This window comes from Trichococcus patagoniensis (assembly GCF_003051085.1).
GTDB lineage: Bacteria > Bacillota > Bacilli > Lactobacillales > Aerococcaceae > Trichococcus > Trichococcus patagoniensis.
In genome coordinates this window covers 15,304-35,937 of record NZ_QAOM01000001.1, presented here as the reverse complement: position 1 = coordinate 35,937, position 20,634 = coordinate 15,304, and the positions used below count along the sequence as shown (strand labels likewise).

At 47.9% G+C, this 20,634-nt stretch carries 17 protein-coding genes; 4 read left to right on the top strand and 13 right to left on the bottom strand.

The annotated features are described in order from the left end of the window. Window positions 1-69: 69 nt before the first annotated feature. The 3 genes from C8U37_RS00215 to C8U37_RS00205 form a co-directional block, all read right to left on the bottom strand. Window positions 70-867, bottom strand: coding sequence for a phosphotransferase family protein (locus C8U37_RS00215; protein ID WP_108031211.1), 798 nt, complete (start codon window positions 865-867; stop codon window positions 70-72). A gap of 445 nt (window positions 868-1,312) precedes the next feature. Then, entirely contained in the window at window positions 1,313-2,545 is a 1,233-nt protein-coding gene (locus C8U37_RS00210; protein ID WP_108031209.1) for an ABC transporter permease, read from the bottom strand. Further along, entirely contained in the window at window positions 2,542-3,279 is a 738-nt protein-coding gene (locus tag C8U37_RS00205; RefSeq protein ID WP_108031206.1) for an ABC transporter ATP-binding protein, read from the bottom strand. The genes C8U37_RS00210 and C8U37_RS00205 overlap by 4 nt, the downstream gene beginning before the upstream one ends. Before the next feature lie 174 nt (window positions 3,280-3,453). Between C8U37_RS00205 and C8U37_RS00200 the strand changes: the two genes are divergently transcribed. Together C8U37_RS00200 and C8U37_RS00195 are read left to right on the top strand one after the other, a co-directional pair. Continuing rightward, on the top strand, window positions 3,454-3,888 hold the full coding sequence (locus tag C8U37_RS00200; RefSeq protein ID WP_108031204.1) for an HIT family protein: 435 nt from the start codon (window positions 3,454-3,456) through the stop codon (window positions 3,886-3,888). Window positions 3,889-3,890: 2 nt separating this feature from the next. Next, on the top strand, window positions 3,891-4,271 hold the full coding sequence (locus C8U37_RS00195) for a YtxH domain-containing protein (protein ID WP_108031202.1): 381 nt from the start codon (window positions 3,891-3,893) through the stop codon (window positions 4,269-4,271). A gap of 103 nt (window positions 4,272-4,374) precedes the next feature. Here the strand turns inward: C8U37_RS00195 and C8U37_RS00190 are convergent, their stop codons facing one another. Beyond that, window positions 4,375-4,803, bottom strand: a complete 429-nt coding sequence (locus C8U37_RS00190) for a MarR family winged helix-turn-helix transcriptional regulator (protein ID WP_211306088.1) — start codon at window positions 4,801-4,803, stop codon at window positions 4,375-4,377. Window positions 4,804-5,073: 270 nt separating this feature from the next. On the opposite strand from C8U37_RS00190, the gene C8U37_RS00185 reads away from it, so the two are divergent. Further along, on the top strand, window positions 5,074-6,039 hold the full coding sequence (locus tag C8U37_RS00185) for a peptidylprolyl isomerase (RefSeq protein WP_108031200.1): 966 nt from the start codon (window positions 5,074-5,076) through the stop codon (window positions 6,037-6,039). A 64-nt stretch (window positions 6,040-6,103) separates the two neighbouring features. Here C8U37_RS00185 and C8U37_RS00180 read toward each other — a convergent pair whose 3' ends face one another. From C8U37_RS00180 to C8U37_RS00160, 5 genes are all read right to left on the bottom strand, one after another. Continuing rightward, window positions 6,104-7,072, bottom strand: a complete 969-nt coding sequence (locus C8U37_RS00180; protein ID WP_108031198.1) for a 3'-5' exoribonuclease YhaM family protein — start codon at window positions 7,070-7,072, stop codon at window positions 6,104-6,106. Between the two features lie 21 nt (window positions 7,073-7,093). Then, complete coding sequence (locus tag C8U37_RS00175; RefSeq protein ID WP_170100130.1) at window positions 7,094-9,919, bottom strand: ATP-binding protein; 2,826 nt, start codon at window positions 9,917-9,919, stop codon at window positions 7,094-7,096. After that, on the bottom strand, window positions 9,900-11,159 hold the full coding sequence (locus tag C8U37_RS00170; protein ID WP_170100129.1) for a metallophosphoesterase family protein: 1,260 nt from the start codon (window positions 11,157-11,159) through the stop codon (window positions 9,900-9,902). Before C8U37_RS00170 ends, C8U37_RS00175 begins: the two co-directional genes overlap by 20 nt. Before the next feature lie 215 nt (window positions 11,160-11,374). Then, entirely contained in the window at window positions 11,375-11,725 is a 351-nt protein-coding gene (locus C8U37_RS00165; RefSeq protein WP_108031192.1) for a YlbF/YmcA family competence regulator, read from the bottom strand. Window positions 11,726-12,157: 432 nt separating this feature from the next. Beyond that, entirely contained in the window at window positions 12,158-14,257 is a 2,100-nt protein-coding gene (locus C8U37_RS00160) for a PBP1A family penicillin-binding protein (protein ID WP_108031190.1), read from the bottom strand. Window positions 14,258-14,716: 459 nt separating this feature from the next. Here C8U37_RS00160 and C8U37_RS00155 point away from each other — a divergent pair, with 459 nt between their 5' ends. After that, window positions 14,717-16,087: a hemolysin family protein gene (locus tag C8U37_RS00155; protein ID WP_108031188.1), complete on the top strand. Its 1,371-nt coding sequence runs from the start codon at window positions 14,717-14,719 to the stop codon at window positions 16,085-16,087. A gap of 68 nt (window positions 16,088-16,155) precedes the next feature. Here the strand turns inward: C8U37_RS00155 and C8U37_RS00150 are convergent, their stop codons facing one another. The 4 genes from C8U37_RS00150 to C8U37_RS00135 form a co-directional block, all read right to left on the bottom strand. Beyond that, a complete protein-coding gene (locus C8U37_RS00150) occupies window positions 16,156-17,688 on the bottom strand; it encodes a phosphohexomutase domain-containing protein (RefSeq protein ID WP_425445652.1) in 1,533 nt (510 codons plus the stop codon). A gap of 126 nt (window positions 17,689-17,814) precedes the next feature. After that, complete coding sequence (gene trmL, locus C8U37_RS00145; protein WP_108031184.1) at window positions 17,815-18,324, bottom strand: tRNA (uridine(34)/cytosine(34)/5-carboxymethylaminomethyluridine(34)-2'-O)-methyltransferase TrmL; 510 nt, start codon at window positions 18,322-18,324, stop codon at window positions 17,815-17,817. 26 nt (window positions 18,325-18,350) lie between these two features. Next, window positions 18,351-19,508 carry a tRNA epoxyqueuosine(34) reductase QueG gene (gene queG, locus C8U37_RS00140; protein ID WP_108031182.1) on the bottom strand — a complete coding sequence of 386 codons (1,158 nt, stop codon included), beginning with the start codon at window positions 19,506-19,508 and terminating at the stop codon, window positions 18,351-18,353. A 254-nt stretch (window positions 19,509-19,762) separates the two neighbouring features. After that, the gene (locus tag C8U37_RS00135) at window positions 19,763-20,620 is read right to left on the bottom strand and encodes a methyltransferase domain-containing protein (protein WP_108031180.1); all 858 of its coding nucleotides are present in this window, start codon (window positions 20,618-20,620) and stop codon (window positions 19,763-19,765) included. Between the last annotated feature and the right edge of the window lie 14 nt (window positions 20,621-20,634).

The following is a 20,634-nucleotide window of genomic DNA, read 5'->3' as shown; positions in this document are numbered from 1 at the left end:
TCTCCTCTTTCTTATCTGTTTTTTTTCGAAAAAAGAAATCCTTTCCGTTCGTATAAGACGAAGAGGATTTCATAAATAACTGTTTAGGCGATTCTGATAAAGCTGTTTGAGCAACAGAATCAGTTGGTTCATTTCCACATTGCGTTCCTGCGAATGGCTCTTTTTGATCATGCAGAGGCACACCATCATGCTGTACCACTCCAAACGGCGTTCCATATTGTCATTCATCTGCAAGCCATACTGCTCCAACCAAACTCCCCATTCTTCATAGGGAACGTATTGCACAAGCAAGGTACTGATGTCCGAGAAGGGATCGGCAATTTTGACCATTTCCCAGTCCACCAGATACAACCGGTCTTCCTCATCCAACAGGAAATTTTTCCGATTCACGTCTCCGTGGCAGACCGTCTTTTGCGAGTCGTCGATGCTGGCGATGCTGTTTTTCACATATTCAGTCACCTGTTGAAGGACTGAATTGGATTGAAGATCATCCGGCAAATCCGCAACGTACAGGTTGTAGAAATTGATTGGGTTGAAGATTTCACCCTTTACCTTCTGAAGCATCTTCAGGAGATTTTCGGAATGATGGATGCGATGCAGGATGTCCCGCACAGTCTTCCCTTTCATCTCATCCGGATTCAATTCCCTGCCGTAGAGCCATTCCTGAGCTGTCAGGACATCCCCGTTGCCGACCCGTTTGGTCCAGATCAATCGCGGTGTGATCCCCTCAACGGAAAGCGCAGCTAAGAAAGGTGAAGAGTTTCTTTTCAAAAAGACTCTTTCCTCGGCTCTGGTGCCCATATAAGCTTGTCCTGTGTCTCCTCCGATGGGATGTAGCCGCCACCCTGAGTCCATTTTATAATCCATCGAGCTCATTCCTTACTCTAATCTTTAGTTTTGAAAAGCGGTACAAGCCCGCTCTGCCTTGAAAGAAATTTAGGAAATCTGGCCCTGAATGAGCATCGCAGAGCGCAATGGGTCAGATTTATCTAATTTCCGAGAGGCAGGCTTGGACCGCTAGACATCTTTTTTGGTGCATAAAACATTTTGCAAATATGTGAAGCACCAAAGGTGATGCACTTTTAATTTGGTAAATTCATATCATTGAAAAGAAGGAGCCGGGACGAAAGCCCCAGCTATCTCGGTCTGCTCTTCTGTTCATGCGCTACGTGTTCATTCGGCGACGCAGATCGTTTTGCTCTGAAAGCGCAACGGCCATCACTCGCATACAATTATCATTTTAGATTTCTTTACATATTCAGTCAAGAATATTCCATGGGGTTTCGGAACTGAAGCGCGTTTAACCCGTGCATCAGTAATTTGCCGCTTCCCTTTTTTCTGTACGGCCGCCCATGTAAAACTGGATGAACAACCAGATGAACCCGGCGTTTAAGGCTATTGAAGCCAATCCCGTCTGCCAACTGTTGTTGATGAAGATGATTCCCGCAAAAAAGAATCCTTCCACTCCCAAAAGGTAGCCCAGCAAACGCTTGAAACCGGAAAATTTAGCTTCGCGCTGCGTCGGATAAAGCCGGTACAGCATATTTTCACTGAAATGGAAATACAGCGGCATCAGCTGGAATCCTGTCAAATAAAGGAATAACAGACTGAGTCCTAAAGAAAATCCGGCTGACGGCGTGAACAGAAGCAACAACAAGCCAATGCCCAACAGGCGGAAAAACAAGCCGCTGTAATCTGTCCCGCGCAAAAATGCCCGCGCGTATAAATACTGATAGGAATTGCCTTTGCCTTCAACGCGGCGCAGCAAACCGTCGAAATATTTTCTTCTTTTTGCTTTGCTCTTCACTTGAGGAACATCCGTAAACAGATTGATGACTCGGTTTATGCGAGCCTTGCGTTGTTCTTCCGAGGCGATCATCTGCTCCCATTGATAGAGCGGATAGCGCGCCTCATACGCCACTTGTACTTTTTTACGCAGAAACATAGTATACAGAATTACAAGTACCGGCGCAACCCATGGATGAAAAAATATCGCGATGCTGAACGATAAAATCGCCGCGCAAGCCAAGTAGAGGTCATTTTTTTGGCGAACTTTCCTGTCGCCTATCTTCAGGCCCAGTTCCTGCAGATCCAAATGGTTCATTTTCAACAGAATCAAGGTTGCATAAATCGGAAACAAATCACTTGCCCCGATCGTTCTCCCGGCAAAAAGCATCGGCATTGCCGCGGCTGCCAAAAAGAACAACAGAACCGTCGGAAGGATCAGGCTGTATTTTTTCGCTTTGCTGAAATAGCTCCCCCATTCCTTTTCTTTAGCCAAAAGGAACACTTGATCGGCCGGCTCCAAAAAGGTCGCCAGCTTACCGATAAAAATGCTGCCGGAAAAAATAGCCACTATCAGAAGCTTTCCCCAAAGGAAATCCGGCGTCACGGTTTTCACGAATTCGGAATATTGGTAAGCCAAAGCTCCCAGCAGAAATAGTAGCACCAGGACGAAATGATCATTGAAGATATATTTGCTGTAGCGGCTGAATTTTTTCAGGTGCAGTTGTTGCCTTCTTTTCCAGATACTGTCCAGGTTCATGGTCGATCCACTTCTTTCGTCAAGCTGATGTAAAGCTCATCCAGACTCGCTCCCGGCATACCCATTTCAGCCTGCAAATCTGCCATCGTGCCTTTCACTTTAACCTCACCATGGTGAAGCAGGACGAAATTATCACATTCTTTTTCGGCAGAAGCCAGCACATGCGTGGACATCAAAATTGCTGCACCTTGCGCTTTTTTCTCCCTGACCATCTCCAGGAATGAGTGGATGCCAAGCGGATCGAGACCCAGGAATGGTTCATCGATGACATATACCGGCACATCCAACATGAATGCACAGACGATCATCACTTTTTGTTTCATGCCTTTGGAAAAATAAGCCGGAAACCAGTCCAGTTTGTCCTCCAGACGGAAATCCCGAATGTAGCGCATCGCCTTTTCCAGGGCGACTGCTTCCGTGATTCCGTAAGCCATCGCTGTGATTTCCAAATGTTCCCTTAAAGTGAGCTCTTCGTAGAGCACCGGCGTCTCGGGAATAAAAGCGAAGGACTGGCGATAACGCTCCGTATCTTCGCGCAACGTCCGGCCATCGATCGCAATCCTTCCGCTGAAAGGCATCATCAGACCGATAATGTGTTTGATGGTCGTGCTCTTGCCTGCTCCGTTCAAGCCGATCAATCCAGTCAATTCACCTGCTTTGACCTCAAAATTTATATTTTTTATGACAGGCAATTGCGTATAGCCGCCCGTGACATTCTCCAATAATAGTGCCATTTAACCGTCCCTTTCGCATGCGTTTGTGCCTTATATTATAGCACAGGCTTGCCTCATCCCAAATATCTTGCTGACAGCGGCTCCATTTTACCCTCAGGATATCAAATAAAACGCAAATATGATAAAGTTATGCTATAGGATAAAGTAGATTATGGACAGAAAGAGGTCAGGCATATGACAGATTGTATTTTTTGCAAAATCGCGAACCACGAAATCCCGAGCAGCATTGTCTATGAAGATGATGTCGTCATTGCGTTCCTGGATTTATCACAAGTGACAAAAGGTCATACGCTGCTGGTACCCAAGAAGCATGTCGCTGATATTTTTGAATATGATGAAGAATTGGCGAAGGAAGTCTTTTCGCGCATCCCTAAAATCGCGCGCGCAATCGAACGTTCCAGCGATGACATTTTGGGACTGAACATTCTGAACAATAATCGTTCGATAGCTTACCAGTCTGTTTTCCATTCGCATATCCACTTCTTGCCGCGTTACGAAGATTCGGATTCGGATGGTTTCGGTTTGAAATGGAAGACGCACGAAGGAAAATATTCGCAGGAAGAATTGGCAAAAGTAGTCGCAGCCATCAAAGATAGTCTGGAGGAATAAATATGCGTTCATTTATGGAAGGAATAGTATTCGGCACGGTAGTCGGTGGTCTGCTTGGCTTGCTGAACACCCCCCGCAGCGGAAAAGAAAATCGTGAGAAAGCGAAAGCTTACCTTGAAGACAACACACTTGCGGTCGAAGACCTCAACGTAAGCGTCCAAGGTCTGCGCAACGCGATCCAATCATTGACCAATGAAGGGTTGGCTTCCGTCACGACAGTCACTGAAGATGTGGCAAAATCGGTTGAGAAATTCACCCAGCAAGTTCAACCCAGAATCAACCGCATCAACGATAAGATTGCAGTGTTGACTGAAGATATGGAACAAGTCGCTGCGAGCTTGGAATCGCAAATGCCTGCAGCGACAGATGCAGCAAATCAGTAATCGAAATAAAAAATATGCCGTGCCAAATGCAAACCGGATAAACGGTCATTTGGCGCGGCATATTTTTCTGTATTTCTGTCATAAGGAGTCCAGTCAAGAACCCCTATTTATTCTGATTATCGGATAGTTTGAAAAGCGACTGTATCGGCATCGCCGCGAAAGATTCCGTGAGCACCTGTTCCACTGTCGCAGCCGCTGCAGCCAGTTTTGCTGCACCAGTTTTCGTCAAGGACGTATAGATGATCCGCCGATCCTGCTCGCAGACATTCCGCTCCAACGCTCCGCAGCCCTTCGCCTCAAACTTGCTGACCAATCTCGACACTGCGCTTTGGCTCAAGCCGACCTTGTCCTCCAGATCCTGGAGTTTCAGCTTTTGATCCGATTCCTGTGACAAGAAATAAAGGACATAGAACTCTTTCAGAGAAAGGTTATGGTTCGTCTGCAAACCTCTTTCCAATGTGCTCTCGACCTTCAGATGAAAATTGTTGATCTCCAGCCATTGGCAAAACGCAGAACTCATTTCACATTTCACAAAGTTTCCCCCAGTCCTTTCTTTTTATCAACTCATGATACCAAATATTGGCATTTTGAGCAATCTGCCACCGTTGCAGGCAGGGGGCCCCTCTTTTTGTGCTATGTTGCGGTTTTTGCTCGCTTTCAAATTGGGCTGCAGATATGAATTTTCTGAGAAGTTTGCTAGCGTTTTTAAGGAATATTTTCCATAATCACGGCGTTTATGATATATTTATAGATGGTTATTCATGAGATAGATAAATAGAAATAGATAGGAAGTGCCACATTCATGAAAAAGAAATTAGCATTGACGTCCGTTGCTTTCCTGACGGCCATCACATTAGCAGGCTGCTCGACCGGCGAAACTGTCGCAACGACTCCAGCAGGCGATATCACAAAAGATGAATTATACGACGCAATGAAAGCATCAATCGGCGAAACCGTCTTGCAACGTCTGATTTTGATCGATGTATTGAACGATAAAATCGGAGATAATAAATTAGAAGCTGAAACCGAAGCTGAACTGTTGACGACCATCGAACAATACGGCGGAGAAGAAACATTCAACTACATCTTGTCACAATCAGGCTTCGCAAATAAAGAAGAATACCAAGATGTATTGTATTTGAACAAACTGATCGAAGCAGCAGTACGAGCTGAAACGACTTTCACGGATGAAGAAGTTGAGGCCTATTATGAAGCGTACCAACCACAAATCAACGTACAGCATATCTTGGTTGCGGATGAAGCAACTGCTGTAGATCTGATCAACCAAATCAATGAAGGTGCTGATTTCGCTGAATTGGCTAAGGCCAACTCTACCGACACAGCGACTGCTGAAAACGGTGGAGAAACAGGATTGTTCGGAGCAGGCGAAATGGTCGCAGCCTTCGAAGAAGCCGCTTATTCACTTGAAGTCGGTGAAGTGACACAAACACCAGTCGCTACCGAATACGGCTACCACATCATCAAGATGATCGAGAAGACAGAAAAAGGAACATTGGAAGAAGAACGCGAAAACATCGAAACAGTGATGATGGACGAAAAACTTGCCGACAATGATTACCTGACATCCGTCATGTCCACAATCGTCCAAGCAGCAAATGTTGAAATCAAGGACGAAGATTTGGCAGCAGCAATCGATCAATTCTTGCCTGCGAAAGAAACAAGCTCATCAGATGCAACATCTGAAGCAACAACTTCAGAAGCAGCTAGTTCAGAAGCAAAATCAGCTACATCCGAATCTGCAAACTAATCCCTATAATTTAAAACACGCAAGTTACCAGCCTTTTGATGCTGGTAGCTTGCGTGTTTTTTTGTTATTGCCCTTCTTCAGCAGCTTGAGTAAAGAGCGGTTTATAGAAGCTGCGGTTCTCCAACCCGAAAATCCGCTCGCTGAACGTTCCCGGTGTCGTGCGCAATAAGGCCGTATCAATCATATTGATGGAAGCATCCAAATTATCAAGATGATGGATGATTTCAGCTTCCAAAAGATGAGGCGTTACCGGCGAACCGAATTCTTGTTTGCCGTGATGTGCCAGAACAATGTGTTTCAACAAAATCACTTCTTCGCTGTCCTCATCGATGTTCAGGGACAGACAGGCTTTGGTGATTTCTTCATCAATCAGGACGATGTGCCCAATCAGATTCCCTTTCAGAGTATACTCGGTCGACATGCTGCCGCTCAACTCGATCGTTTTCCCAATGTCGTGGAGAATCACTCCCCCGTACAGCAACGATTTATTGACCGTAGGATAATGTTGGATGACCGTTTTCGCCATCCGTAAAATCGATACCGTATGGAAACCCAGTCCGCCTACGATGGCATGATGGTGACGTTTTGCAGCCGGATACTCGAAAAATTCACGTTGATATTTTTTGAGTATATGGCGGACAATCCGGTTGATTGGTGCGCTCGTGATCTCAAACAGGATTTGGCTGACTTCCTCCACCATTTCTTCCGATTTCAACGGAGCACGCTCCATATAGAGTTCAGGTCGGCTTGGTTCCCCTTCGCGGGCGAGCCTGAGTTTTGTGATACGCAGTTGGGGATTGTTCTGATACATTTCCCGTTTGCCGGTTACGGCAACGACTTGGCCAGCTTGGAATTGTTGGATGTCCTCCTCTTTTGCGTCCCAGTACTTCCCATCAATTTGACCGCTGCGGTCCTGAAAAGTAAAAGCGATGAATTTCTTGCCGTTTTTTGCCAGACGGATATCCGCACTTTTGATCAGCACATAAATTTCAAAATTATCATCTATTTCGTGTTCATATATTTTTTTGGCCACGCCTATCAGCCCCTTTCACTCCTATTTTAACATGTATACTTGTTTCTGTGGAAATCGTTGAACGCAAAGGTCATCAAACGTGAAAAAGAGCACCTGCACATCTTCACTCAGCTCTTCAAGCAATGTAAACATGATATTTTTCCTGTCATCATCGAAGTTCACAAAACCATCGTCAATCAAGATCGGCATACTGACGATATCAGCAGTGTTCTTCACAAACGCAAGTCGCAGCGCAATGTAAAGCTGTTCCACCGTTCCCTGCGACAATTCATTTGGTAAGAAGGTTGTTCCATCCTTACGTTGCACCTTCATGCCGTTCTTTTGGAACGCAATCCCGGTATATGCACCTTCCGTCAACCGACTGAAGAAGGTTATCGTATCATCGAGCATTAGCGGCAGGCGATCCTCTTTCCCGTAACGCAAAGCCCCTTCAATCCACTCTCCGGCTGTAACCAAGCCGGCCCACTCGATGGCAAGGTCCCTCAGCTCGGTTTCGGCCAAAGCGAACTCCTGCAGCAAGGCACTGTAGGTCCCGCCTTCTTCCAATTGTTCCAACTGATGCTTCAGTTCCACTTCCGTTCTTTGAAGTGTAGACATTTCGGCCTTCAAACGCTGCATTTCCAGTTCATTTTTTTCGTAAAGGGCTGTGCTCTTCTTGGCATCGCCATAACGATCCAAGAGTTGTTCGCGCCCACTGACCTGCTCATCCAAAAATCCTTTGCGTTTGAGGTTCTGCTCCTGCTTCTCCTTCAGAGCCAACAACTGGTAAAATTCAGCTTCCGTTTTTGCGTTTGCCTGATCCAATAGCCGCTGCCTCTGTTGATGAGACTCGGTAAGGTCGCGTTGGATCTGCTCCAACTCTTGCTGCAATTCATTGATTTTATCCTGAACATTCGAAGCCATATTTTCTTCCAAAATGACGGCATTCTGTATCTCGGAGAAGCGTGCGACCATTTCAGTCACTGTCAGATGTTCAAAATGGAAACGGCTGCGGATGAACGCAGTCTGCTCATTCCATTTATTCACGGCGAAATTAAGATTGCGCATTTCGGCTTCCTGATTGATGATCAGGGCGGCCTTCTCCGCCAACACGGCACCGGGGTCCAATTGCAGGAGTTCCGTTGCCGTCATGCGCGCCGGATATCCTTTCTGCTGCAGGAAGGTCGTCCATTCGGTTTGGAGCATATTTCCGCGCTCTTCCAGCTCTTCCCGGCTATTCAAAAGTTCCAAAAACTTATCCTGCAACTCTTCGAGCTCTCTGGTTACAACCGAGATCCTTTCCCTGACAGCCGCTTGCTTCAGAAATTGCTCCATCGCATTTTCGGAGGAGCCTTCTGGGAAGGCAGCATCCTTGATTGTCGTCTGAGGCTTCCTTCCCATCAGGAAAACGCCACCGACAGCAAGCAAAGCGGCCAACACCCAAGCAATTATCCTGAAGTCCGCCAGAACAAAGGACAGGATCACAAACACAGCTGCAGCCGCCAGTAACATCATGCCAAGCGGATTTCTTTTCGTTGGGGCGGGTGCAGCAATTCTTTGCCTCGGCTGTTGCACATCGTTTTGCAGCGCGGCATATGCTTCCTCAGCAAGCTTCTCGTGTTGCAGTCGAGTCTCTTCTTGCTGGAGGGTTTCCAGCTGTTCCTCATGAAAACCGATGTTGTGATCCAACCGCAGTAGCTGTTCTTCGATCTGTCGGATGTCCTGCGCAAGCTGCTGCAGCTGTACGCGTTCTTCTTCGTTCAGCGGCTCCGGAGCGGGAAGCGCCAGGTTCAACCCCAAGGCCATTTTTTGTTTGGCCAAGTCAGCCTTGTTGTTGCTGACTTCATTTTCAAGATAACTGATCTTATTCAGATCCGCTTGTGTTTTGGCTGCACTGTGCTGCAAAGCAGCAAAATCCGGTTGATGCGCCTTGTACCATTCCACATGGACATATTCACCCAACTGTCTCTGCAACTGCGCTAACCGTTCCTGGAGTTGCGTTTGCGCTTGGATCGACCCGGCCATTTTTTCCTGCTGGTTCTGCCACAGGTAACGGGCATCTTCAGGCACTTCACTGTAGTCGACTGCCGTAATTTCTTTTTCCAGCCGTTTCCACTCCTGATAACTGTCCGCCAACCGTAAACTTTCTGCGATTGCGGTTTGTTCCTGCTCCAGTTCCTTTTGACGGGACAACAGCTCGGCCTGCTGTTTTTGGCTGTCCGATAAATGAAGCAGCGACGTTTCATAAGTCGCATTCTTTGCTTTTGCTTGCTGAAGCTTCCTTTGCAGTTTTTCAGCAGCCTGTATCTTCTTGTTCAATGGTGGAACGCTGCCTGTCGGTTTGAATCGTTTCGCGGCTTCGTCACGGTATTCTTTGGCTAATTGCAGCAAACGCTCGCTCCCGCTGGTTCCGATGCTCAACAGATAATGATTGAGCTCTTCCTTTTGGGTTTTTTTCAAAGAAAGCAGGCTGTCTATTTTGAATGTGTATAACGACTCGAAAGTCTCACGATCCATCCCCAACAGGAAACGCCCGAGATTTTTTGTCGTCTGCTGGACACCATCCGGCAGCGTAACGAGGGCTTGCCCTTTGTTGCGGTCTTTCACCCGTTCAACGATGACATCCCCGAACCGCGTGTCCTCCAAAAACAAGCGGCCACCGTATGCTTGCGCTTGTTTCGGAACATACAGATTCTGATCTTTCTTGCGGGCACTGGGAAACCCGAAGAGGATGCTGTTGATGAAGGATGACAAGGTACTTTTGCCGGCTTCATTTTTGCCATGAAAGACCTGCAGATCCTGCACATCATCAAAGGACCGGTTCACCCATTTTCCGTAGCCGTATATTTCAATCTTCCGTATCTTCACTGTCTTCCTCCTCAAACGCGACCGCCTGCACCAGTCTGGTCTTTGCTGCAGCCAGCACTTCCTCTTTGAAACTTCGGTCTTTTTTTAAATCAGGGAATGTCGTCCGGATGAGCGGATGTTGGAAAAAGTTATCCAGCTGTTGATAGAATACGTCATCGCCATTGATTTCCGTCCAACTTTTCGAAAAACTTTCCTTCATGACCTGATCAAAAGAAAACAGTTCCTTTTCCGTATCAACCGCAATTTTCAACTGATAAAGATAGATGAAAGGCCGTTCCAACCGTTGTCTGACACCCTCCAGCATCTCTTCGTCCTCAATCTTTTTGACGACATCGGGATGAAGCTCCTGGATGTCCGTGAACAGCAGCGACAACAAAACGCTCGATCCACTCTGGGAGCGATGATGGTCCATTCGTTCCTCTATGCGCGCGAATACATCATTCAGGGTTTTGCATCCAAGCAACGAAACTGTCTCTTTTTCCCAAACAATCGGAGCCGTCGGGAGAAAAGACAGCGTCGGCGTCATCCCTTTTTGGAGCGTTACCAGATAAGCGCCTTTCGCTTCGGTCTCGTTCGGATTGCGTCCTTGCGTATTGCCGCAATAGACGACAGGCGGGGCCGTCTGCAGCTGCTGCCTTTTATGGATATGCCCCAGAGCCCAATAATCATAGTTTTTCGCGTTCAATTCGCCTAAAGAAAACGGCGCATAGACGCCTTCGGAAGAGTTCAAGCCTTCTAGAAAGCCATGCAGCATCCCGATGTGGTAATCCACGCTGTGATTCCGGTTCGGGTATTCGACGATCATCCGTTCCTCGACCCATCTGGAAGGGTAGCTGAAGCCGGTGATGGCTACCCGCTCCCCTGCTTTAGTGGTCAGCATTTCGGTCGTTACTTCTTTTTCGAAGACCGTGACGTTTTCGGGAAGCTGCAGTTTGAGTGCTTCCCTTCCGAGAAAATCGTGGTTCCCATGCGACAAATAAACCGGGATACCGGAACGATCCAGCCGCCCCAGTTCATCCCTCAGAAAAGCTTGCGCCTTTACGCTCTGATTCTCCTCATCGTAGATATCCCCGCTGATCAGAAAAAAATCAACTTCCGCCGCGATGGCTTGCGTCACCAGTTCCCGAAAGGAATCAAAAGTGGACTGGTAAATGGCATCAAAAAGTTGCGGTTCCAGCTGTTTTATCCCCTTAAAAGGGCTATCCAGATGGAGATCCGCTGTATGGATAAATGTAATCACAAGCTGTCCTTCCTTCCGCATTCTATGCTAAATCTGATAAAGAAGATAAAATCCCTTTGGAAAATATATAAAATCAAAAAAACTGCGCCATTTCCGCCAAATATCGGATGAAGAACATTGGACGGCATTGATAGGCAATGCATTGAATCCTGTCCTTATCTATCATCCGGCCATTCTTTCGGAAATGGTCACAGCTTATCGTAAAAAATTAAGTCTTAATCTTGTGCAGGCGCGTATAATTCTTGCAACGGTTTTGTGATGATGGCGTTGACTTCTTCCATCAACTGGCTCAACTGTTGTTCTTTAGCCATCAAAGATTGGATAACTTCGTTGCCGGATGCTCTCTCAGCAATTGCTTGAGCAGAAGCCACATCATCATCAGTGATCGCTTCACCTGTCATTTGTTTTTGTTGCAGCCCGATTTGCACATTACGGAACTCCTCAAACAACTCAAAAGCCACTTTATCTTCTCTCATTGTAGCATAAGCTGAAGACAACTCAGTAAAAACAGAAGCCTCACGCAGATTTTTTTCCAACTCATAAGCCGTATCATAAATATTACTCATTATCCCATTCCTTCCATTCGCATATTACCTAAACTATAACATTATCCGAACAATAAAGCCATCAAAAAACACGAAAATATGTTCTTATCAGAGCGTGATGAATCCCGTTCTAGAAATCGAGCACTAAGAGGACTAACACAAAGCGGACGTTTTTTGTCCGTGTGTGTTAGTCAGCTTAGGCGGAGATTTCTGGTATTCAGAACGCGTTTACGCAGAGCGTGATGAATCGCGGTTAGAAATCGAGCACAAACTTTTATTAAGCCGAACGATCTCTTAGAACATTATGCTCAGCTTGTCCGATTCTTCTGGCTTATCGGACAACTCGCTGTACCTTTACTCTCCGCTTGTCCGATTCCCTACAATTATCAGACATTCCTCAACAAGCACAAAAAAAGACAAGCCGTCACAGCCTGTCTTTCCTTAAATCAATTCTTACTGCCCAAAAGCTTCATTGGCCCAATCGAACAATTTTTGTGAACCCTCGCCGATGCTCTGTCCGAACGAACCCATTTCGTTCATGAACTCATCCAATCCATTTTTCAGCCCATTTATGATGCCACTGTCATAGGTTTCTTCGGCAGCGGCGACCATAAATTCTGTCTGCGGGCTGATCGACAGCAAAGCGCCCATCTCGGCACTGTACAAATTCGCCATCGTCTTGCCGGCGTTGTTCAGATTGTGGGCTTCATTGGTTTCGTCATACCCCAACCAAGTAGCGACGACAAGATCGGGCGTGTACCCCACCATCCACTGCGACTTGATGTAGCCTGTTTCCCGGTCAAGCTCCGTCGTTCCGGTCTTGCCGGCGATCACCATGCCGTTCGATGGTTGTGCCGATGCGCCGGTTCCGCCATCTGCGTACACGCCCATCAGCATGCTCGTCATTTCCTCCGCGACTGCCGCCGTCGTGACACGGTTCGTTTCCGGATTCGTATTGTCCACGATCACGGCACCGGTCGCATCGACAATTTTCGTGATGAAGCGCGCTTCTGTGCGCACCCCTTCATTCACAAAAGTCGTATACGCACTGGCCAACTGCACTGGCGACACACCGGTGCTCATCCCTCCTAAGGCGATCGCGCCCAGATTTTCATCGGCTTCACCGATGGGGATCCCGAAATCCGCCAACTTGGCGATCCCTTTTTGGATGCCAAGCTTGTCCAACAGCCACACAGCGGACGTGTTCTTGCTCTCGGCAAGCGCTTGGTACATCGGCAACGTATCATCAAGACTGTACTGATTATAGTTCCATACAGAATAGGCGTCATCGCCATACGTCAAAGAATCATCATCCATCACTTCCGCGTCCACTTCGTATCCCGCCTCAAGAGCCGGCGTATAGACGGACAACGGTTTGATTGTCGAACCCGGTGCCATAGACATCTGTGTTGCGCGGTTAAAGGTACGGAAACCTTCATAATTTGTTGCTCCGACGACCGCAAGAACATCCCCTGTGGTCGGCTCCAAGGCAACAGAAGCACTCTGCAGCAAAGTCCCGTCTTCGGCAGCCGGCAGATAGGCATTCTCATAGGCAGTATCCATCTGAATCTGATAATCCTGATCCAGACCGGTGTAGATTTTGTAGCCACGGTTCAGCAGATCCTCTTCATCCAGTCCATAGGTATTGATGGCCTCGTTTATGACCGCATCGAAATAGTAGGGATAGTTATAACCGCTGTCGGCATAATAGTTATCCACAACATTGATATCTTCGGCGATTGCCGCATCCGCTGTGGCTTGATCGATAAACGCATTGTCTGCCAACAGCTGCAGGACCGTATTCCTTCTGTCAGTGCTCGCTTCATAATTATCAATCGGATTATAGTAGCTCGGCGACTTCAGTATTCCCGCCAGAACGGCTGCTTGCGCTAAGCTGACTTCACTCGCTGGGATTCCGAAGTATTTCTGCGAAGCATCCTCGACTCCCCACACCCCGGAACCGAAGTAGGCGTTGTTCAAGTACATCTCAAGTATTTCGTCCTTCGTGTATTTATTTTCGATTTCGAATGCCAGAAACAGCTCCTTAGCTTTCCGGATCAGCGTCTGATCCAACGTCAGGTAGGCATTTTTGGCCAGCTGTTGTGTAAGTGTCGAGCCCCCGCCGACGATGTTCCCGCCATTCAGCACGAAACCGACAGCGGCACGGCCGATTCCGATCGGGTCAACCCCGGTGTGCGTGTAGAAACGCTTGTCTTCCGTCGAAACGACGGCAGTCTGGATGTTCGGAGAAATCTGGTCGATCGTAACGAACGTCCCTTTCTGCGAATAAAGTTCTCCGGCTTCATTCCCGTAGCGGTCGTAGATGACGGTTGTCTGTTCCAGGCCGGCCTTCAGATTTTCGACATTGGCGGTCTTTGCCAAAAAGACAAGATAGGTGCTGCTGATCAATGTAAAGATCAACAAGGACAATACAATGAACTTGTTGATCCGGTATTTCCGCCAGAGGTTTTTGCGTTTCTCGTTGAAACGGACCCAACCGGCTTTTAAAATTTCCTTAAATGGTTTATTCTGCATTTTTTCATCCTTCTTCATTTTCTACATCCCCCCGGCTTGCTGAATGCCTATGCGGTGCGTGTGGCAGTGGAGCAGCAACATAAGTTTGTCACATGAAGGCACATCGCGATAACAGGATTCCGTATCATAGTAACAGGAATCGCTCAAATAAGAAACCCGACTTAAGTAGCAGAAGTGCGCTCGTGTTGCAATTTCTCTATTTTGATTTATAATTTTAGCATAAGTATCGTTTTGAAATAACCGAATTTTGCTTAAATAATTATTAAGGTAGGTGGCACCAGTGGGACAGAACGCATCAGATGACAATCATCTGTAGACCAAAAGAATTTTCGAAAACGTGTATTTTCAGGGATTCTTTTGGTCGCTTTCATTTGTTTCAGCGTGAAACCAGAGATCTCGTGAAGAAATTTCCTATTCAGGATCATTATTTCACAGGAGGTGAAGTCTGCTGCCCTTGCAGGAAGCAGACAATCAATTATGTCAATTACAACCGGTTTAATCTTATTTTTTCTTATCCTCTTCATCGCTTCTTTTTTCGTCATGTCGGAATATGTGCTGGTCAGGATACGCCCTTCCAGACTGGATTTCCTTGTTGAAGAAGGCAATCCGCAAGCAAAATTATTGAAAAATATGACCGTCAAACTGGACAGTTATCTTTCAGCGACGCAACTGGGGGTTACAATCACATCCCTCGGCTTAGGTTGGTTAGGGGATCCCACCTTTAAACGTCTGTTCGATACACTTTTTGGCAACCTGCCGATCCCTAGCGCAATCGCGACAATCCTGTCCTTCGTTGTTTCCTTCGCTGTTTTAACTTCCATCCAAGTCATCATCGGAGAACTCGTTCCGAAAAACGTCGCCTTGAGCCGTACTGAAAAGTTAGGATTGCGCATCGCCAAACCTTTGAACATTTGGTACCGCGTGATGTTCCCACTGATTTTTGTGCTGAACAAAACCGCCAATGGCATTTCCAAAGCGATCGGAATGAAAACGATCGGTGAATCGGACGACAATGTATCCGAAGAAGAACTCCGCCTGATCATGAGCCAAAGCCTGAAAAGCGGCGAAATCAACCGCGAAGAGTACCAATTCGTGGAAAATGTCTTCAACTTCGATGAGCGGATGGCGCGCGAAATCATGGTTCCGCGTACGGAAATCGTAGCGGTCGACTTCGAAATGACGCTTAGCGATATCGCAAATGTCGTTCAGCAGGAAAAGTATACCCGCTATCCGGTCATGCGCGAGGATAAAGACTCGATCGTAGGCGTCATCAACACCAAAGAAGTCTTCGCTGCCTTTGTCGAAGCTGTCCAAAACAAGGACGAAAGCAAATTCACCGTCACCGATTTCGTTCGTCCTGTCATCACGGTCATCGAAACGATTCCGATCAAGGAACTCCTTGTGAAAATGCAAAAGGAACACAACCAAGTAGCCATTCTGATTGACGAATACGGCGGTACGAGCGGCCTCGTTTCGATGGAGGACATCGTGGAGGAAATCGTCGGCGACATCAGCGATGATTTCGAGACGAAAAATCAACCGGAGTTCATCATGCTGGGGGAGGACCATTACCGCATCAGTGCCCGCATGCTGATCGATGATGTCAACGACCTGTTCGGCCTGGACATCGACAACGAAAACGTCGATACGATGGGCGGCTGGCTGCTGGACCAAAAGTATGACGTCAAGGAAGGCGAAGAAGTCGCATACCACGGTTACCGCTTCAAGGCCATCCAAAAAGAGAAAAACTCGATTATCGTCATCGATATTTTTACGACAAAGAAACCGAAGAACCATGTTGATTCTGCAGATTCGGAAGAAAAAGAAGAACCCGAAGTAACCGAATAAGCAAACAAAAAAGACTTTGCGGCAGGCAATCATATGCCTGCCGCAAAGTCTTTTTTTGATGAGATTTCTTAGTGAAGATGCCCCGTATCCAATTCCGGACGCCCCTTGAAGAAAGGCAGCACCGTTTTCGCAATTAACGGCAGTTTGCCGATTTCATCGCTTTCGATCGTCCATACCAACAACGGCTCATGCAGGCTCAAACGCAAGATGAACCAGCCTTCCCCACACTCGCCGCTCAGATTCACGCGCACACCCTCAAGATGATCCGCAACCAACGCCATGTCCTCGGTCGCAGCGATGAAAGTTGCGAAATCCTTGATGATGGCGTTGCCCACTTCAAAAATCGGTTCTTCGATGATCGTAAAGCGGTACTCCATCGTTTCAGCCGGCTGGCCAAGTGTCGCGATCAGATCGCCCAAGCGTTTTCCTTCCGTTGACAACTGCGCATCCGCGACCAGCAGTTTTGCGATCAGGTAGGCACCGTCATCCAGGAAATAATTTTCCTTCAGCGCCGCATGTCCGCTCGTTTCGATAGCCAACACCGCATTGGTGCCCGCTTCATTCAATTCGATGCCGCGGTTGATGACATTCCGGTAACCGGTCAGATAACGGTCCTGAACGCCGCCAAGGTCCGTGATGAACGTTTCCAGATGGGCGGAAGTCGCAGAATTCGTTACGATTGTCGCGCCCGGCTCTTCATTCAACAGTACCGCCGAAATCAACGCAATCAGATTGTTGCGGTTGAACGCTTTTCCGTCGCTGTCGACGATCGCGGAACGGTCCACATCCGTGTCGAAGATGATCCCAAGATCGGCCTTGTTTGCGATAACCGCATCTTGGATGCTCTTCATCGCGGCCTTATTGTCAGGGTTCGGAACGTGATTCGGGAAAGTGCCGTCCGGATCAAGGAATTGGCTGCCGGAAGTGTCGGCTCCCAATGGCTGCAGCACCCGGTCCACAAAAAATCCGCCCGCCCCGTTGCCGGCATCGACGATGATGTGGCGTCCTGTCAAAGGTTTTTCAGGGTTTTCCGCTGAAGCGATGCCTTTGCGGATTTTGTCCTGGAGATCGGCTGCGTAAGTCGAAAGCAGGTCCATCTCGGTCACAACAGCCGCTTGTGCTTTTTCAGCGAATGCTTCAGGCATTTCGTAGGCATATTCCAGAATTTCTTCGATATCTTCGTGCTCCGCTCCACCCGTTTTGGTGAAGAATTTCAGCCCGTTGTATTCAAAAGGGAGATGGCTGGCCGTGATCATGATTGCTGCATCCGTGGCGTAATCTTCGTACTGCGTAGACATGAACATCGCCGGCGTAGTGCAGAGGCCGACATCGATGATTTCGACGGCATAAGGCGCCATGCCTGCCATTAGTGCCGCTTTGATGTCCCCACCGGATAAGCGGCTGTCCTGTCCGATCGCAATTTTGACTTTCTTTTCGCCGCTTAAGCTGATGTTTTTCCCTTTTTGAAGCCAATCCACGAAACCATAGCCGATGCGCGTCACTTTGTCCGCCGTCAGCGTCGCTTCATGTTTTTCCGTCGCAATCGCGATCCCGCGAACATCCGATCCATTCTGTAAGGCCAATAATGCAGCTTTTTCCATCATTCCATCCCCTTTTCGATTTTCCGTTACATTCATTATACCTATTTAGGGGCGATAAAAAAAGAACGGCCGGAGCTTTTTTGCTTTCGGCCGAACAGTTTGCGATTCAATTTGATAGTTGAGGTCCTAACCCTTCAACTTGTCGTTCTCATAAGTGTGGGTCAATTCCAGATTAGGGAAACCTTGCTGGCGCAGCGCCTCATAGACGATCATGCAGGCAGTGTTCGAAAGGTTCAGGGAACGCACATGCTCATCATTCATCGGAATGCGCAGACATTTTTCAGCATTTTCCTGCATGAAAGATTCAGGCAAGCCGGTCGTCTCTTTTCCGAAGATGAAGAAAATATCCTCGTCCTTTGTAAAATCAGCCTCGCTGTAGATGCGGTCAGCGAATTTCGTGATCAGATACAGCTGGCGGTCGCCCAAATAGGCGAGGAATGCCGCCAGATCAACATGATGGATGATATTCACGTCATGCCAGTAGTCAAGCCCAGCGCGTTTCAACTGTTTGTCATCAGTGGAAAAACCCAGCGGTTCGATCAGATGCAAAGTTGTATTGGTTGCAGCGCAAGTGCGCGCGATATTGCCTGTATTCGCAGGGATCTGCGGTTCAAATAGTACGATATGGTTGGTCATTAGTGAAACTCCTTCATTCTGGTGTATTAGTCTGTATCTTTCAATTCGAGCATCTTCAGATACGCTTTCTCCATCTCGGCTTTGGTCTCTTCGTCCGTTTCGATTATAAGCCGTTCGGAGAAAAAAGCCAACAATTCCGGATTGGATTCGCGCACGATCTCCGCGATGGCCCAAGCAGCAGTCCCGCGCAGCACCGGCCGGGGATCCTGCTCAATCATCCGCAACAGCTCCGGAATAGCCGTCCGGTCACGATAATTCGCCAAAGCAATGACCGCGTTGCGCTGCAGCGGTTTCTTGCCGCGCCACGAACCAGCCAAATGGCCGAATTGCTCCTTGAATTCCCGATTAGAGATCGTCAGCATCGGCTGCAGCACAGGCGTGACGCTTTCCGGTTCCGGCTCCATTTCCGGATGCAAGTGATGATCCATGCCCCGATTATATGGGCAGACTTGCTGGCAGATATCACAGCCGTAAATGACGTGGCCGATTTTTTGACGGTACGCTTCCGGCATGTACCCTTTTGTCTGCGTCTGGTATGAAAGACAGCTGTTCGGATTCAATTGGCCGTTGCCGAGAATCGCCCCGGTCGGACAGAAGTCCACACAGCGCGTGCATTCCCCGCAGCCGAAGATACCCGGTTCATCCGCAGGGAATGGGATATCGGTGATGATTTCCCCCAAATAAACGTAGGAACCGAATTCGCGCGTGATCAATAGTCCATTGCGGCCGATGAAGCCCAACCCGGCCCGCTGCGCCACCACGGTATCGATCAGCTCTCCTGTATCCACCATCGCCTTGAAGCGGGCACCCGGAATTTTTTCCTGGATGAAGGCAATCAAGCGGTCCATCCTTTCGCGGAGAATGACATGGTAGTCGGTCCCCCAGGAAGCGCGAGAGAAATTGCCGCGGCGTTCTCCGCGCACCCGCTCAGCATTTTCGGTCATTTTGCTCGGGTAGGCCAGCGCAATCGAAAGGATCGACTGCGGTTTGTCGAATATCCGGTCCGGATAAATCCGTTCGTCCAGGACTGGGTGCTCAAAGCCCACCGTATGGCCCTTCGCATGTTGCTCCTTCAAACTTTCCAACATATATTCAAAAGGTTCGGCAGTCGTGAACCCCAGTTTGTCGATACCCATTTTTTTGCTTTCTTCTATTATTTCAGCCTTCAATGCGGCAAAATTCATTTTTCTTGCTCCTGACAGTCAGTATTTTGTGTACCGTTCGGTGCCTCCGTCGACCTCCGAAAAAGATTGCGAAAATACGCACAAAAAAACGTATCGTTTCGGTGTCAGGCACGGCGAATGCGATACGTTGGTCAAGGTCATTTTGTGGAACAAAACGATAATAATGGCTACAAAATGATATACGTATTATAGCATATCACACCGCTGTGTCAATATTTTTCGGAAACATAGGATATGTTCCGTTTACGTAAAAATCAGACCGCTTTGCTGGCGACCAAAAGTGTGACTGCAACCGTGACGGACTGCAATGGATTTGCCGCCGCGTTCGCCAAAGCTGCTTCAGAAGCGCCCCAGGACAATGGCGTCATCTCCATAAGCCAGCCATAGCTTTTTGCATCAAGATCCACGGTATAGATGACTTCTTCGCTGACAGCATCCGGATAGATATCGTAGAATCGGTCCACCACTTGTTGATTGTCGTACTCTCTCTTTGAAGTATCCAAGGCGTACAACTGCTCTCTTAACTCGATCAGATACTCTGCATTCGGCACAACCTTGATGACCTTTCCACCCGGTTTCAGAACACGGTCGAATTCTTGATACTGCGATGGTGAAAAGATGTTCAAGATGACATCAAAAGCACTTTCTCCAAAAGGCGAATGCGCCAGATCGGCCACGCACCAGAAAGCATCCGGGAAAAAGTTGCTCGCTGCCAGCTGGATCGCATCCTTCGATATATCAAAGCCGATTTTTGTTCCCATTAAGCCCTTTTCGGTCAAATAATGCAGATGGGAACCTTCTCCGCAGCCGACATCCAAAACTGTCGCCGACTCCGGATCATCGATATGGGCATAAACGGCATCCAACAACGGATGGAAAAAGCCGGTGTCCGCCAAATTTTTCCGGCTCGAGAGCATCTCTTTGCCGTATTCATTCTGGCCTCCCTTCATCAAAAGATGCAGGGTACCCTTTTTTGATACATCAAAATGATGGCCATTCGCACAGACGACACTATGCCCATCCACCGTTTCAAAGATCCCTTTGCAGATAGGACACTGGAAGAGATTCCGATGTTGTTTCAGATAGAGACTGCCCGCCTCAATTTTTTTCATATTTAACTGTCCTT

What these genes read in the sequence shown, in the direction of transcription:
- C8U37_RS00215 (WP_108031211.1), bottom strand. Translation starts at nt 867, where the DNA reads ATGGATTATAAAATGGACTCAGGGTGGCGGCTACATCCCATCGGAGGA.
- C8U37_RS00210 (WP_108031209.1), bottom strand. Translation starts at nt 2,545, where the DNA reads ATGAACCTGGACAGTATCTGGAAAAGAAGGCAACAACTGCACCTGAAA.
- C8U37_RS00205 (WP_108031206.1), bottom strand. Translation starts at nt 3,279, where the DNA reads ATGGCACTATTATTGGAGAATGTCACGGGCGGCTATACGCAATTGCCT.
- C8U37_RS00200 (WP_108031204.1), top strand. Translation starts at nt 3,454, where the DNA reads ATGACAGATTGTATTTTTTGCAAAATCGCGAACCACGAAATCCCGAGC.
- C8U37_RS00195 (WP_108031202.1), top strand. Translation starts at nt 3,891, where the DNA reads ATGCGTTCATTTATGGAAGGAATAGTATTCGGCACGGTAGTCGGTGGT.
- C8U37_RS00185 (WP_108031200.1), top strand. Translation starts at nt 5,074, where the DNA reads ATGAAAAAGAAATTAGCATTGACGTCCGTTGCTTTCCTGACGGCCATC.
- C8U37_RS00165 (WP_108031192.1), bottom strand. Translation starts at nt 11,725, where the DNA reads ATGAGTAATATTTATGATACGGCTTATGAGTTGGAAAAAAATCTGCGT.
- C8U37_RS00160 (WP_108031190.1), bottom strand. Translation starts at nt 14,257, where the DNA reads ATGAAGAAGGATGAAAAAATGCAGAATAAACCATTTAAGGAAATTTTA.
- C8U37_RS00155 (WP_108031188.1), top strand. Translation starts at nt 14,717, where the DNA reads ATGTCAATTACAACCGGTTTAATCTTATTTTTTCTTATCCTCTTCATC.
- C8U37_RS00150 (WP_425445652.1), bottom strand. Translation starts at nt 17,688, where the DNA reads ATGGAAAAAGCTGCATTATTGGCCTTACAGAATGGATCGGATGTTCGC.
- trmL (WP_108031184.1), bottom strand. Translation starts at nt 18,324, where the DNA reads ATGACCAACCATATCGTACTATTTGAACCGCAGATCCCTGCGAATACA.
- queG (WP_108031182.1), bottom strand. Translation starts at nt 19,508, where the DNA reads ATGAATTTTGCCGCATTGAAGGCTGAAATAATAGAAGAAAGCAAAAAA.
- C8U37_RS00135 (WP_108031180.1), bottom strand. Translation starts at nt 20,620, where the DNA reads ATGAAAAAAATTGAGGCGGGCAGTCTCTATCTGAAACAACATCGGAAT.